The sequence below is a fragment of the Pseudomonas salomonii genome (assembly GCF_900107155.1).
In the GTDB taxonomy this organism is placed as follows: domain Bacteria; phylum Pseudomonadota; class Gammaproteobacteria; order Pseudomonadales; family Pseudomonadaceae; genus Aquipseudomonas; species Aquipseudomonas salomonii.
In genome coordinates this window covers 65,557-79,663 of the sequence record NZ_FNOX01000008.1, presented here as the reverse complement: position 1 = coordinate 79,663, position 14,107 = coordinate 65,557, and the positions used below count along the sequence as shown (strand labels likewise).

The 14,107-nt window shown below is 59.6% G+C and carries 16 protein-coding genes and 1 pseudogene; 10 read left to right on the top strand and 7 right to left on the bottom strand.

The features are described 5' to 3' along the window. The 4 genes and pseudogenes from BLV67_RS33690 to BLV67_RS18725 all read left to right on the top strand — a co-directional run. Positions 1-147: pseudogene (locus BLV67_RS33690) on the top strand (DUF6124 family protein); the annotation flags it as partial. A gap of 432 nt (positions 148-579) precedes the next feature. Further along, positions 580-1,329 carry a response regulator gene (locus BLV67_RS18740; RefSeq protein ID WP_065931430.1) on the top strand — a complete coding sequence of 250 codons (750 nt, stop codon included), beginning with the start codon at positions 580-582 and terminating at the stop codon, positions 1,327-1,329. Beyond that, a complete protein-coding gene (locus tag BLV67_RS18735; protein WP_069785886.1) occupies positions 1,326-2,387 on the top strand; it encodes an ATP-binding protein in 1,062 nt (353 codons plus the stop codon). Before BLV67_RS18740 ends, BLV67_RS18735 begins: the two co-directional genes overlap by 4 nt. A 220-nt stretch (positions 2,388-2,607) precedes the next feature. Continuing rightward, a complete protein-coding gene (locus BLV67_RS18725; protein WP_065931432.1) occupies positions 2,608-2,913 on the top strand; it encodes a hypothetical protein in 306 nt (101 codons plus the stop codon). 111 nt (positions 2,914-3,024) lie between these two features. Here BLV67_RS18725 and BLV67_RS18720 read toward each other — a convergent pair whose 3' ends face one another. Next, positions 3,025-3,879 (bottom strand): DNA/RNA non-specific endonuclease, encoded by an 855-nt coding sequence (locus BLV67_RS18720; protein ID WP_069785929.1) that lies wholly within the window; start codon positions 3,877-3,879, stop codon positions 3,025-3,027. Between the two features lie 311 nt (positions 3,880-4,190). Here BLV67_RS18720 and BLV67_RS18715 point away from each other — a divergent pair, with 311 nt between their 5' ends. Further along, positions 4,191-5,087 (top strand): LysR family transcriptional regulator, encoded by an 897-nt coding sequence (locus tag BLV67_RS18715; protein WP_065931434.1) that lies wholly within the window; start codon positions 4,191-4,193, stop codon positions 5,085-5,087. A gap of 207 nt (positions 5,088-5,294) precedes the next feature. Here the strand turns inward: BLV67_RS18715 and BLV67_RS18710 are convergent, their stop codons facing one another. Then, positions 5,295-5,594, bottom strand: coding sequence for a putative quinol monooxygenase (locus BLV67_RS18710; protein WP_069785887.1), 300 nt, complete (start codon positions 5,592-5,594; stop codon positions 5,295-5,297). A gap of 239 nt (positions 5,595-5,833) precedes the next feature. Beyond that, positions 5,834-6,325 (bottom strand): FAD-dependent oxidoreductase, encoded by a 492-nt coding sequence (locus tag BLV67_RS18705; protein ID WP_083269294.1) that lies wholly within the window; start codon positions 6,323-6,325, stop codon positions 5,834-5,836. Positions 6,326-6,347: 22 nt separating this feature from the next. Here BLV67_RS18705 and BLV67_RS33500 point away from each other — a divergent pair, with 22 nt between their 5' ends. Continuing rightward, positions 6,348-6,473: a MerR family transcriptional regulator gene (locus BLV67_RS33500; protein WP_256122226.1), complete on the top strand. Its 126-nt coding sequence runs from the start codon at positions 6,348-6,350 to the stop codon at positions 6,471-6,473. Positions 6,474-6,586: 113 nt separating this feature from the next. Here the strand turns inward: BLV67_RS33500 and BLV67_RS18700 are convergent, their stop codons facing one another. Beyond that, a complete protein-coding gene (locus BLV67_RS18700; RefSeq protein ID WP_083269295.1) occupies positions 6,587-7,951 on the bottom strand; it encodes an ArnT family glycosyltransferase in 1,365 nt (454 codons plus the stop codon). Positions 7,952-8,134: 183 nt separating this feature from the next. Then, on the bottom strand, positions 8,135-8,920 hold the full coding sequence (locus tag BLV67_RS18695) for an AraC family transcriptional regulator (RefSeq protein ID WP_069785890.1): 786 nt from the start codon (positions 8,918-8,920) through the stop codon (positions 8,135-8,137). A 96-nt stretch (positions 8,921-9,016) separates the two neighbouring features. Between BLV67_RS18695 and BLV67_RS18690 the strand changes: the two genes are divergently transcribed. The 4 genes from BLV67_RS18690 to BLV67_RS18670 all read left to right on the top strand — a co-directional run bounded on the left by BLV67_RS18690 (position 9,017) and on the right by BLV67_RS18670 (position 11,961). Then, entirely contained in the window at positions 9,017-9,268 is a 252-nt protein-coding gene (locus BLV67_RS18690; RefSeq protein WP_065931438.1) for a hypothetical protein, read from the top strand. Between the two features lie 277 nt (positions 9,269-9,545). Next, complete coding sequence (locus BLV67_RS18680; RefSeq protein ID WP_170875863.1) at positions 9,546-10,322, top strand: hypothetical protein; 777 nt, start codon at positions 9,546-9,548, stop codon at positions 10,320-10,322. Positions 10,323-10,470: 148 nt separating this feature from the next. After that, positions 10,471-10,926 (top strand): GNAT family N-acetyltransferase, encoded by a 456-nt coding sequence (locus BLV67_RS18675; protein ID WP_065931440.1) that lies wholly within the window; start codon positions 10,471-10,473, stop codon positions 10,924-10,926. A 15-nt stretch (positions 10,927-10,941) separates the two neighbouring features. Then, complete coding sequence (locus BLV67_RS18670; RefSeq protein ID WP_069785891.1) at positions 10,942-11,961, top strand: alpha/beta hydrolase; 1,020 nt, start codon at positions 10,942-10,944, stop codon at positions 11,959-11,961. A gap of 43 nt (positions 11,962-12,004) precedes the next feature. Here the strand turns inward: BLV67_RS18670 and BLV67_RS18665 are convergent, their stop codons facing one another. After that, positions 12,005-13,234 (bottom strand): MFS transporter, encoded by a 1,230-nt coding sequence (locus BLV67_RS18665; RefSeq protein WP_244160726.1) that lies wholly within the window; start codon positions 13,232-13,234, stop codon positions 12,005-12,007. 78 nt (positions 13,235-13,312) lie between these two features. Next, positions 13,313-13,990, bottom strand: coding sequence for an RraA family protein (locus tag BLV67_RS18660; RefSeq protein WP_065931442.1), 678 nt, complete (start codon positions 13,988-13,990; stop codon positions 13,313-13,315). Between the last annotated feature and the right edge of the window lie 117 nt (positions 13,991-14,107).

Below are 14,107 nucleotides of genomic sequence, written 5' to 3'. Positions count from 1 at the left end.
GCTTGCGCTACCGCACTCAATTGCGGTGATTTGCTGGCCAGTCCCCAGCGGGCGAAAATTCTGGCGGTGTGGCATTTGCTGGAGATGGCCAAGACCACCGTGGATCGCTCCATTGAGTGCCTGAAGCCCACAAAAGCTCCAGCCTGAATCAACACGGTCAAACTGTGGGAGCTGGCTTGCCTGCGATGCAGACACCTCGGTGCATCAGCCATACCGGGGTGATGCCATCGCAGGCAAGCCAGCTCCCACAGTTGACCGAGTATGGCTCTACTGTTGCTGTTTCACGGTATTGGTCGTCAATCCATCCCAACGCCCTGCTCTCGGGCAAAAATTATTGCCCGTCTCCATCGTTTCTCCACAAAACCTCCCATGAAAGCACATGCTGGTTGCGCACACTTGCGTTCACCGTTGCGTAGATCTACCAGGAGAACACGATGATTCCTGCCCTGGAGTCCAGCACCCTCACCCAGAAGCTATGATCACTACTGGCAAACGTGGCCATGGACCGGCAGCCACGATCAGGCAGATAAGCCCGAGCGCAGGGATGCACAGGCTCGCCGCGTATTCACCGAGCAGACCATGACTGATTTTCCCGTTGCATCGATGCCCCGCCCGGACTGTGTCAGAGAACCCCAGGCCCTCGTGCTGATTGCCGAAGATGAGCCGCAAATCGCTGACATTCTGGTGGCTTACCTCAAACGTAGCGGCTTTCGCACCGCCCACGCCCGTGACGGCCAACAGGCGCTGGACATGCACCTGGCGCTCAAGCCGGAGCTGATGTTGCTGGATGTGCTGATGCCCAACGTGGATGGCTGGCAGGTGCTCGCGCAGGTGCGCCAGCGCGGCCATACGCCGGTGATCATGCTGACCGCGCAAGACCAGGACATGGACAAGCTGATGGGCCTGCGCATCGGCGCCGACGACTATATCGTCAAGCCGTTCAACCCGGCCGAAGTGGTGGCGCGTACCCAGGCGGTACTGCGCCGCTCCATCGCTTATCGCGACCGCGCCTGCCCCACGGTACTGCGGGTGGACGCGTTTGAAATTGACCTGGAAAGCTACGAAGCCACGGTGACGCAGGCCGGGCGCCGAGTGCCGCTGGCCTTGACCGTCACCGAATTCAGGCTGCTGGCGCAACTGGCCAAGGCACCGAAACGGGTGTTCAGCCGCGCCGAGTTGTTGGCCCAGTGTTCGCCGGAAAGCGACAGCCTGGAGCGCACGGTCGACAGCCATATCAGCAAACTGCGGCGCAAGCTCGAAGACCTTGGCGTGCAGGGTGTGCCCACCTGTATCCGTGGCGTCGGCTACCGGTTCGGGAGCGTGGTGTGAAAGGGCTCAATGGCCTGAGCCGCCAGATTATCCTGTCGATGTGCGCCGTGGTGCTGTGCGTGATCGCCCTGGCGGTGATCGGCTCGTATATTTTTTATGCATTGCTATGGACCTACTGGCCGCTCACCGACGCCGAAGTGGATGCCTGGCTGCCGGCCAAGGCTGAATGGGTGTGGATGGGCCTGACCACGTGCGTGAGCCTGGCGGTGGGCTCGATTGTCGCGCTGAAACTGTCGCGGCGAATTCTGATGCCGCTCAATTCCGTGGCCGAGAACCTGCGCAAACTGGCCGATGGCGACCTGGACGTGCAGGCGGTTGCCGGTGACCAGTCGATCGGCGAAGCGGCGATCCTGGTCAACGACTTCAACAGCATGGCCAAGCGCTTGCAGCGCATGGCGCAGGAGCAGGCGTTCTGGAATGCCGCGATTGCGCATGAACTGCGCACGCCCCTGACTATTCTGCGCGGGCGCCTGCAAGGGTTGGCCGAGGGTGTATTCGAACCCGACACCGCGCAGTTCTACAGCCTGCTGGGCCAGGTCGAAGGCTTGACGCGCTTGATCGAGGATATGCGCGTGGTGGGGCTGGCCGACAGTGGCTACCTGGAACTCAACCTGCAAGAAGCCGACCTGGCGACGGGCATCGAAGACGATGTGCGCTTGTTTGAACCGAGCCTGGTGGCCGCAGGTTTTGTACTGCAACTGGACCTGCAACGCCGCACCCTGCGCTGCGACCCGGCGCGCATCCGCCAGGCCTTGCTGGCCCTGCTGGATAACATTCGGCGGCACGCGACACCGGGCAATGTCATCGTGCACCTGAGCACCCGCGACGGCTTCAACTACCTGCGTGTGCGCGATGACGGCCCCGGCATCGACGAAGGTTTTGCCGCGCGCCTGTTTGACGCCTTCCAACGCGGTGAAAACTCCCGCTCACGCGCTCAGGGCGGCAGTGGCCTGGGCCTGGCCGTGGTGCGCGCCATCGCCCTCGCCCATGGCGGCGCCGTGACCTGCCGCCGCATGGAAAACGGCGGCACGCTGTTTGAACTCAGTTGGCACGTTTGATTGAGCGAGGCGCGGCGATGCGTATGTTTTTTTCGGTGTTCAAGCGCCCGCCCCGTTACCGGCACTTTGCTTTATTGGACATGGAGCAAGTGTGTATTGCGTTTAAAAGCTGCCGCACAAAACCTGCCGGCGAGCATTGGGTAGAAGTTGAACGGGTCAACCTGTCCTGGCTGGGAACCACGCTCCCAGGCTGCGCCCGTACCGTTGAGCGAGTTTAAACATGAGCAATGAGCTGTCCCGTCTCGAAGCTTCGTTAAGGCTGCACACGGCTCGTTTGAAAAGGTTGCAGCGCTTCGGGGTGCCCCTGCAACGTCGTGCCCCCAAGTGGGTGCTGGCGTTGTGGATTGTGGGCGTGTTCGTATCGTTGACTACCCAATGTTACGAGCACTGGCTGGTGACCGCGCCGATGATTTGCGCATTGATCGTGGCGGAAATCATCGTCGATGAGCGGCAAATGACACTGTTATTGCGCGTTGACCAGGTGCGCGACTTGCTCAGGGAGGCGCGCAACCGTTTCCTGTGCTGATCAGCGCAGGTTCCTGGCAAGCCCTTGCGCCATGCTCGTGGGCGCGAGACGCACCCGAACGCCGAGCGGCGCTGATTCAAACAGGGGCCGTCAAGGCCCCTGCCCTTGGCATTACAACGCCTGTTTACAACCGATGCGGCCCGGCAACTGCCCTTGCCTGGCCTTCAACGCGGCCTGCACCGCTTGCGGCAAACCACTCCAGAATGTCAGGCCCGAGCGCTCTTCGATTTGACTCACGGGCACCTGGTAATCGCAGAAATTGGCGCCCTTGGGCGTTTCCTGGTTCATCACGAACGAGGCATACATGCCACTTTCAGGCGAGCTGCCGACGAAGATGATTTTCCAGTAGCCACTGGGAAGGGTGTGCACCTTGTTCGTACCCGGCAGCGTGCCGACAAAATGCTCATACAGCGGCCCGGTGGCGACATACACCGCGTCGACTCCCGCCTGCTTGCTCAGGTTGCGCTCCTGGTCTTCCAGGTGCGCCCAAGGCCCCTGGTTGAGGTCGGACTTTTGCGGTGTGATGTTCGACAGGTAATTGAGGCTTTGCCAATCCGCTACGCCCGCCATCGAGGCGAGGTTGGCCTGATGGCCACGGTCGACTTTGAGCGCGACATTGGCGCCGTTGTAATCCACCGGGTCGAGGGTTTCGCCGGCCGGGATGTCCGGGTCGGTCTGCCAGTCGCGCGCGCGGCCGCTGGCGGGGGTGGTCTTGGTGATTTTGTACGACACCCAGTTGGCAAACTTGGTCGAACCGTTGTTGTTCAGGGTGTACGCCTGACGGTTCAGCGTCAGCGGGCTGCCGCCGCTGGGGCAGCCGACTGCGCAGTTGTCGAACTGCGAGGCCTGTTGCGGCTGGGCTTGCGGTGTGATGGCCGACTCACGGGTTCTGTCCGGTGTGGTACAGGCGGCAATCAGCGGGATCAACAGAAACGCTAAGTGTTTGGACTTTATACTTCCTTGCAGGGTGTAGCTCATTGGGTGTAGCTCCTTGGGCGATTCAATGACAAAAGGTCTGTCGGCGGCTGCGATCCATCGCAAGCCGACATAAACATTAAACCACTTAAACATTTCAAATTGTGTACAGGTTTCAGGGGACGCAAAAAAGCCGGTCACGCCGGCGAAAATCAGGTTGCTGCTCTGCTTTTGATCCGCTGGTGAGGATCACGTCAATGCAGGCGATTGGACGCGCAGGCCTTACAATGAGAGGGTCTGCTGCGGGTGCAGGCACGGGCACTTATCATGACCGCTCACTTATTCCCAGGCTGGGGCTTTAAATGGACATCAAGCAACTCAAATTCCTGATCGCGCTGGAGCAGACTCGGCACTTCGGCCAGGCGGCCGCGCGCTGCCATATCACCCAGCCGACCCTGTCGATGCGCCTGCGCAATCTGGAGGATGAGCTGGGCCTGGAGCTGGTCACCCGTGGCCAGCGCTTCGAAGGTTTCACCCAGGCCGGCGAGCGCGTGCTGGCCTGGGCCAGAACCCTGCTCGCCGCCCATGACGGTTTGTTTGCCGAAGCGGCGGCGTGTCGCGGGCAGTTGGTGGGCAGCCTGCGCCTGGGGCTGGTGCCGCTCAGCGGGTTCAACTCGATCAGTTACATCCAGGGTCTGTCCCAGACGTTTCCAGAGCTCAAGTTCAGCCTGTCGTCGATGAGCTCGGACAAGATCATCGAAGCCCTGGGCACCAACCAACTGGACTTGGGCGTGTGCTACCTGGACCACGTAAACCCCAATTACCTGGAGGTTTTCGAACTGGGCGAAACCCGCGTCGGCCTGCTGTACGACACGCGCCACTTCCAGTTCGAAGGCACCGAAATGAGTTGGGAAGACGCCGCGCAATTGCCCCTGGGGATGATCAGCAATGGCATGCACTATCGAAAATCCATTGACTTGAGCTTCCGCAGCCGGGGCCTGGACCCGCAGCCCATTCTCGAAAGCGATTCGACCTATCAGCTGTTCCAGGCGATCCACGAAGGGTTTTGCTGCGCGATCATGCCGCTGGACAGCGGCATGGAAAACCCGATCGAGAACCTCGCCTTTATCAACTTGCCGGACGCCAGCGTGCTTGCGCCGTTGGGGTTGGTGATGCGCAAGACCGAACCGCGCTCGGCCATCGCCGAGAAGTGTTTTGCGCACGCCCAACAGATGTTTGGCGCCAAGGGCACGCACTGATCTGCAACGCGAAAGGACGAACACTCTCACTGTGGCGAGCAGGCTTGCCCTGCGTTGGGTGGCGGAGCCGCCCCAATTCAGGCGACTCGGTGAGTCAGTCGTAACCGGATAGGGCTGCTGCGCAGCCCAACGCAGGGCAAGCCTGCTCGCCACAGGTCCAGCGTCGCACCACAGTTAAGTAGATAACTGTGCAAGATAACGAATGGTTCAGTTCGACACTTGCTCAAGGAAGATCAGTTGCAACGGCTCGCTGAGCAAATCGTCGGCCGTGGCTGCAAATTGCTTGAAATACGGCGTGGCAAAATGCGCATCGAGGGCCGCCTGGTCCTTGAACGCTTCACGCATGTAGAAGGTGCCGGGCGCGTCGCGCAGTTCAAACAGCACATAGTCGAGGTTACCGGGCTCGGTGCGCGTTGGCGCAACCAGAGCCAGCAAGCCGTGTTTGAGGGCCTGCTGTTTGCCAGGTTTGGCTTTGAGTACGACGATGGAAACCAAGGGTTTTGGCATAGGGGTCGCTCCGTCAGGGGAATGGCTCGCACAACCTGCGATCAACAGCGCAAGCAGCGTCACACCGATCGAAGTGATGGGGGTTTTAAATACCATGTTGATAAACGCCGCAGGTGGTTAAGGAGAACCCCAGCGTAATGAAACCCCGGTTGCGTCAGCCATCCGCACGGGGCACATAGACTTTCAATGGAATATTGAAAGTGAGTTGAACAGCAGCTGACGGCACAGGGTTCTGACACTCACACCCGAAAACGCAGCGGCCGAACGTTGCTCAGCAATGGCGAAGCCACCCCGATGATCAGTTCTTCGCTCAAGAGCCGCGCCAAGGTGGGCGCCAGGGTCAAGCCTGGATGGGCGCTCAAGATATACAGCCTGCCGTCGTCGCCCGCTGGCCCCACGATAGGCAGGCCGTCGCCAGACAGTGACCGCCACCCTACCGCTACGGACTTCAGCGCTATGGATTGCGCACCGCTCAACTGCCCACGAATCGCGTCGAGGGCTCTGAGCCCAATGGCAGCGGGGCCATTTTCCGGCGTATCGTCGATGTAGTCTTCAGCCGCAATCAAGGTATGCGTGTCGCCCTGACGCGCCTCCATTTCGGCGTTCGAAACAATGCCATTGAGCAGTGCCTTCGCCACTTCAAACGTCAGCAGAATCGCCGGGGACGGTCGAATGGGCAGATGCAGGTTTTGATCAGCCGAAAGCTCAAGCACTCCCAAGCCAGCCGTCAGTACTGTTTTATTGGCATACCGGTTGCCTGCCTGGGTATGGACGCCAGGCGCTCGCCGTCAGTTTGGCGCGGCGGTGATTGAGCAGTTGGCGGTGATCGCCTTCGGCCAGGCACGCGGGCGCGAGCCTGACACGTTAGTGTTCAGTTGACCCGTCCGATGCTCGACTGAGGTTGGCGCGTGACGTTGTTGTTTGGCTTGATTCCGGGTCTGGCTGCGATAAAAACATGCTCTACCAAAACCACGCTCTACCAAAACCATGCCCTACCAAAACCAATAGGGCAGAAACTTGGGGGTCGGTTCATCGGCCAATTCCAGGTGGTAAGTAATCGCATTGAAGAAGAACATATCCAGGACCAGGAAGGCGGCAGCACCAAAACACAACAGCACGAACTCCCGTTGTGGATGTGCATGAAACCGTAACTGTATCCAGGGCCGAATGGCAATAAGGCCGATCAACCCTGCACAGGCGCCAAGATAGTTAGGCCGCAACGGCGCGGCTGCATACAAGCTGTAAATAAAGGCAAGTAACAACATCCCCAGACCCACCACAGGCAAGTTGAGGCAGAACCTCAGCAACTTGTCGCGGGTACTTGCAAAGCGCTGGCTGCGATCCACGAAGATATAGGCGGCCAATAAGGAAATCGCCGGCGTAATCGAAAGGATGTAACGCGCTTTCTTGGAACTTGGAAGGGTGAACAGCACGATCACCACCAACAGCCAACCCGTCAGGTACAGCAGCAGTTGGGTGGCCGGAGCCGGCGAGCGTTCAAAGAAGTGTTTGCCCTTCTTGATAATCACGTTTAATGCGATAAAGGCAGTGATGCCATAGGTGAGCAAACCCGCGGAGAAGTAGAAGTAATAACGCGGAGCATGATCAGCGCCAAAGCGCCCCAACCCTTGCATGACCAGCACCTCTTGCAGGAAAGCCTGCCCACCTTGCAGGTAGGCCGCGCAGCTCAGCACGGCAATGCCTGCGCCCAGCACCAGGCCCGCGAGCAGGCAGAACACCAGCAGCAGGCGCCACTGTCGACTTAACAGATAATAGGAGGCGACCACGCCCGCCGGGCCGATCAGGCCAATAGGGCCACGAAAGGCAAAGCCCAGCGCCAGGCCCAGGAGTACCGGCAGCAAGTGAAAGCGGTGCGGGTGCAACTGGCCCGCATAGGCCAGGTAAAAACACATTACGGTAAACAGCGCCGGATAGATGTCCAGCGCCAGGGAATTCACGCCGTCCAGGAATGACCAGGTAAACAGCGCAAAGACCACCGCAAAGGCGCCCCATTTTTTTTCATGCAAGGCGCCCAGCTTGTAAATAAACACCAGCATCAAGGCGGCCGCCACGCAAAAAGGCAGCCCCATCGACAGGATGGATACACGCCCGAACGGCAAGGAAACCAGGTACACAAGCAGTGTATTGAGCACCGTGTAATCGGGGTATGGCTGCAGGTCATCAGCAATGGGAAACAGGGTCACGCCATGGGCGAGCATATACTCGGCAAAGTCGACAAAGCGTGTGGTGTAGTTGAGCACGGCCGGTTTGTATTGCAGCGCAGCCAATACAATAAATACCACTATAAATATAGATGAACAGGGCTTGTTTACAGCCAGTTCCTTTAGCCTTTTCATGCGCGCCTGCTGCCTGTTGAAAGCGCGCAGGCTAGCATGTTGTTTTTTCAATCATCCAGACTGCAAAGGTAAAGAGTTGTAAAGGTTATACACCCTGTTTATTCAGTTTAATTTGGCCTGAACAACAGCTGAATAACCATCAATAAAAGTGCAAACCGCTAACTTCAGCTATTGATTTTTTACTTATAAACGCTCATGCGCCGTGAAGTAACGTCCAGGCGTCACCCCAAACGTGCGGCGAAACAGTGCGATAAAAGCACTGACGTTGTCATAGCCCAACTCCAGCGCCACACCCGTAACCGGCACACCCGCCGCCAGCCTCTCCAGCGCGCGCAACAAACGCACGCGCTGGCGCCACGCGGTGAAACTGAAACCCGTTTCCAGCACAAAGCGACGCGTCAGTGTGCGCGGGGCGATGCCCGCCCAGGCCGCCCACTCCTGCAGGTGACGCTCGTCGTCCGGGCAATCGGACAGCGCCTGGGCGATCTTGCGCAGGCGCGCATCCTGAGGCATCGGCAAGCCCAGAGTCACCCGTGGCAAGGTCCGGATCTCATCCACAATCACCCCGGCCAGGCGCAACTGCGCAGCATCCAGCTCAGGGCTCTGCCAGGCGGCAGCGCGCATCACCGCCTCGCGCAAAAGTCCGGAGACTGCCAGGACGCAAGGCGTATCCGGTAGCTCGACACAGCCCTGCGGCGACACGTAGACACTCCACCCCGCGAAGGGGCCGTGGGAGCGCGCGCCATGGGAGATATTCGGCGGGATCCACACCGCATGGGTTGCCGGCACCACCCACTGGCTGGCCCCGGCGTCCACCGATAACAAGCCCTGGCGTGTGCCCAGCAACTGCCCACGCGCATGGCAATGGCGCTCGGTGATACGCGGTTCAGCGTCCACTCGGACCACGGCGACAACCAGCGGGTCATCGGCAGCCGTTAATACCGAAGAGGGAATCAGCGGAGCGGACATAAGTGGCCTTGATGGACTATCAATTGTCTTTAATAGCGTACCCAGGCCACATTGGCGCGTCTATAGTCGCAGCCTCAACTCCCAGGAACACACCCCATGCGCGCCGAAGAACTGTTGCCCGATAACCAGAATCAGACTGAACGCCACGGCGTGGTCATCCGCAAAGGCAGTGTGGGCGCCTTTCTGGTGAACGCCCGGGCCTGGTGTGATCCAAACACCGATGCACAGCAGCGAACCATCGCCGAGCAGGACCTGCTGGCGTTGCTACCGGCATTACGTGCCCTCGGGCTGTTCGAGGTATTTACGCTACGAGACCCGCAGTTGCAGCGCCTGGTGGATCAGTATTGAGCGCACGACTAGCGGGCTGGGTACTGCGGATATAACGTGCCGCCGGTGAACCCAGGGTCTTGCGAAACATACTGATAAACGAGCTGACCGACTCATACCCCAGCGGGAGCAAGCTCCCTCGCCACAGTTGCAAAGCGACAAAACCCGAACTACTGTTTATCCATACAGCCTAAAGCGCACGCCAAGGCTGTAGAAAAATAGCGCTATGACGGCGGTCATGCGCGTCGGGCCATGTCGACCCACACCCAAGCACGCACATTACTTAAGGATGAGTATCATGAATGACGACTTGCAGCAGTCAGGGTCTACCACAACCACCCAGGCCACCGTCTCGCAGCAACAGATCAAAACCGGCAGGGTTCTGGATTTCACCTGGGCGCCTAACGCCAACACCACCAGCACCATCGTCTCGGCAGACTACATCGACTACCAGGTCGATACCTCCCAGGGCAGCCCTACGGGCGATAGCCACTCCATTGCCCGGTTTACCTATGCCCAGGGCAAAGGCGGCGGCCAGATCAGCACACTGTTTCTCGAAGAGCTGCGCGCCGGTGTGCGTGCCAACACCCGGATCGGGCTGATGGTCGGGCGCAAATGGGCGCTGGACCCCGGCACTGACGTCTCCGGCAGCATCGGCACCTATGTACTCGAACAGTTCGATGACATGCGCGCCAGTGTCAACTATGTCGGGGCCTTCGCGCGTATCTTCGCCGACCCCAGGATGGTCAGCTACCACGCCGGGGGCCACGTGCACACCAGCGCCTCGATCACGGCCAGCAGGCCTTTGACCATGGCCGATTCAGGCAAGTCGATCCTGGTGATCAGCAACACTGACGTCACACTCACCCTGGGTGACGATGTGACTGAAGGGTTCAAGGCCACGCTGATCCAGGCGGCTGCCGGCAAGATCAACATTGCGGCATTGGGCAGCCACACGCTCTACAGCAACGCAGGGGTGCGAACACAAACACTCAATCCCCTCGATGAGCTGGAAGTCAGTACCTTCCCTGCCGGCCCGGTCTTCCTGGCATTCCGCGTCAGGCCTGGCGCTTGACACGCTGACAGCAAAGCGCTGGCCAAGGAGGCGCTCACGGCCAGCGCTGGCTGTATGCTGCTGATGCACGTGCCCGCCGTTCTTTTTTTGAACACTGCAAACGCCTTCAACACTAATACCTTACCCATTCGCCCCAACGGTGATTCCAATGGCCCAAGACCGACACCCGCCGGCCCCTGAAAACCGGCTGATCCGCCAGGCCACGCCTGATGACGTACGCGCCCTGGTGGAGTTGGACGCCTACGCCACAGCCCACGCTCATCGGCGCGTGTTTATTCATGACGCGGTGATTGGCCAACGATGCCTGGTCGTCGTCACTGCCGGTGAATGTGCGGGCTACCTGGTGTTGACTGATGAGTTTTTCAGCTACGACTTTGTCGCGCTGGTGGTCGTGTCGCCGATGCATCAACGTCAGGGTCTGGCGTTGCAATTATTGGCGGGCGCAGAAGCGTTGTGCAAAACGCCCAAGTTGTTTGCATCAACCAATGCCTCCAACCTGGCGTCCCAAGCCATGCTCGCCAAGGCCGGGTTTATACCGAGCGGGCGAATCGAGAACCTTGATGAGCATGACCCTGAGCTTGTCTATGTAAAGTTCGTGCGGTAATCAGGAGGATTTCCTTTGTCCACATTCACATTGACTTCGCGGATTTTCCACACACCCCGCCATACCACGCACTATCTGGAGTCGGGCCCGGCCGATGGGCCGTTGATGATCTTCCTGCACGGCTGGCCCGAACTCAGCCTGATCTGGCGCGCGCAAATACAGGCGTTCGCGGCTCAAGGCTGGCACTGCGTCGCACCCGACATGCGCGGCTATGGCGGCTCATCTGCGCCCTGCGCCCTCAATGCCTACACCCTTGAAAACATCGTGGCCGACATGGCAGAGCTGCATGACCATCTCGGTGGCGCACCCGCCATTTGGGTGGGCCATGACTGGGGCAGCGTGGTGGCAGGTGAACTGGCCGCCCATCAACCGCAGCGCGGCCGTAGCGTGGTGCTGGTGTCGGTGCCGTACTTCCCGAGCACCAATGCACTGCCCACGCTCGTCCCGCTGGTGGACCGCACGCTTTATCCGGTAGACCAGTACCCTGACGGTCAATGGGATTACTACCGCTACTACAACACGCACTTTGCGTCTGCCGTCGCTGATCTTGATGCGGATAAAGCCGCATCGCTGGCCTCGATTTATCGACGCGGCGACCCGGCGAACATCACCAAGGTGGCATCAAATGCCGAAGTGACCCGCAAAGGTGGGCGGTTTGGCGAGGCGCATCGGGCGCCACCCACCCAACCCGACCTGGCGCTATGGCCGCAGGCGGACTTCGCTGCACTGGTGCACAGTTTCAAAGCCCATGGTTTCCGCGCGCCCTGCGCGTGGTATTTAAACGACGATGCCAATATCGACTATGCGCACCGAGCGCCCGATGGAGGCCGCCTGTCATTGCCCGTGCTGTTTGTGAACGGCGACTACGACCCGATGAATACCATCAAGGGCAACCGGTTGGGCGACCCCATGCGTGCGGCTTGCGCAGACCTCAGCGTAACCAGCTTGCCCGGCGGGCATTGGTTGCCGGTGGAGTGCAAGGCGGAACTGGTTGAGGTCATGACTACCTGGCTGCAGAGTAAAAATTTACCGTAATCCCTAAAACAGGAACGGAGTCGTTTCAGCAGACAGTCGCGCATCACTGGCGTTCACGCGCTTTGCGGTCAACCCATGCGCTCGCCCCCTGATACAGCAACAAAAATGCACCGGCCAGCAACAAGGTCCATTGCACACTGAAGGCAGCGGCCGCCAGCCCGGCCAACAGCCCACCAATGGCCTCAAAGCCGAAACGCATGGCGATATAGAACGCGATCACTCGCCCCCGCAACGCCTCGGGGGCGGCGCTTTGCAGGGTCATGTTGCTGCTGACATTACTCACTGTGATGCCGAAACCCAGACCGGCGAGCGCGATCAGGGTAAACCACAACGGGGGATTGGCGGCCACCGCACACAACGATATCGCGCACACCCATGCACCCATGCCAATGATGCGTTGCAGGTTCGACGCTCCGCCGACGAACGCCAGAAAAATCGTCGCGACAAACGCCCCCGCACCGGCGGCACCCCATAACCAACCCAGGGTTTGTGCGTCACCCGAAAACACGTTTTTTGCCAGAATCGGCAACAGCACGGTGTAGCAGGAAGCCAGCAGGTTGACCATGATCACGCTGATCAGCAGGCGCCGGATGTGCAGCGTGCTCCACAAATATCGCAGCCCCTCACGGAATATTTCTCCGGTAGAACCCTGGGCTTTGGCTTGCAGACGGCTCTGCACCCTGCCCAGCCCGATCAGCAACATGCCAAACGCGACAGCCGTCAGCAGAAAACAGCCGGCCTCACCACTCCAGTTGATCAACAGCCCCGCCAAGGGTGGGCCGATGAAGCGGGCGGCGTTGATCAGCATCGCATTCAATACAAGGGCGTTGGGCAGGTCCTTGGGGTCATCGACGAAACTGCTGATCAGCGCCTGGCGCAGGGGGGTTTCCAGGGCATTGAGCAAGCCGAGGATCAGAGCCATGACGATGATCACCTCCCGGTTCATCCAGTGCTGCCAGGTCAGCACGGCCAGGACCAGCGATTGCAGGGAAAGCAGGGTTTGCACGCCCATCAACAGGCGGCGCTTGTCGTGGCGGTCCGACCAGGCACCCGCTAATGGCCCGATCAATAACTGCGGCAGCAACGTCAAAAAGGCGATCGTCCCCAGCAACACGGCCGAGCCCGTCAAGTGATAGGCCAACCAGGCCAGCGCGACCTGTTGAATCCATTTGCCGAGGGTGGAAAGGCCCTGGCCCACAAAGTAGATCTGGAAGTTGCGGTGGCTCAATGCGCGAATCGGCGCGGGCCATCGGGTGGTGGGAGCGGAAGTCACAGCAAGCCTTTGAGTTATGAAGACTGCGATGCCTTACCCGTAAACCCTGGCCGAATGCTACGGCCAGGGTGTCAAGGATCAGCCAGGGAATTCGCAACCCTTCTGTGTAAGAGATTTCAAGACCCAGGTACGGTCGTTTTCACCCAGGGCAATCTGCTCAAGCTGCTTTTGTTCGGCAGCATGCTTGGCGTGGGCACGATCATACACTTCACCCACCTGGTCAAACGGCACGCAAAGCAAGCCGTCTTCGTCGCCGATCATCAGGTCGCCGGGTTCGATCACCATGCCATCAAGTGCAATCGGCACATTGACTTCGCCTGGGCCATCTTTGTACGGGCCGCGGTGTGTAACGCCGGCGGCGAACAATGGGAAGTCACCCGCGCCGATGCTCGCGGCGTCGCGAATCGCACCATTGATCACAATGCCGGCCACGCCTCTTCTGGCCGCATAGGCGACCATCATTTCACCGATCAGCGCGTTACTCAGGTCGCCGCCGGCATCGACCACAATGACGTCGCCCGGCTGCGCGATATCAATGGCGTAGTGCAGCATCAAGTTGTCGCCGGGGCGTGCCTTGACCGTCAACGCCGGCCCCACCAACACGCCCTGGCGATGCATGCTCCGCAGGCTGGCGCCGCCGGCAGTCATGCGATTCATCGAGTCGCTGATATTGGCGACGGGCACCGTCCGATAGCGCTCAACCCATTCGGCAGACACTTTGCGATCTTGTTTGAGCACTCTGAAACCAATGGACATGGGGACACCTTCTTGTGTTTTTTGTAGGCCGTGCGTGATTACGCAATCACTTAAAATGAAACGACGTTTTAAAATTACCACTTCATTTTTTGCCTTGCAAGGGAGCCTTGCAGGCAG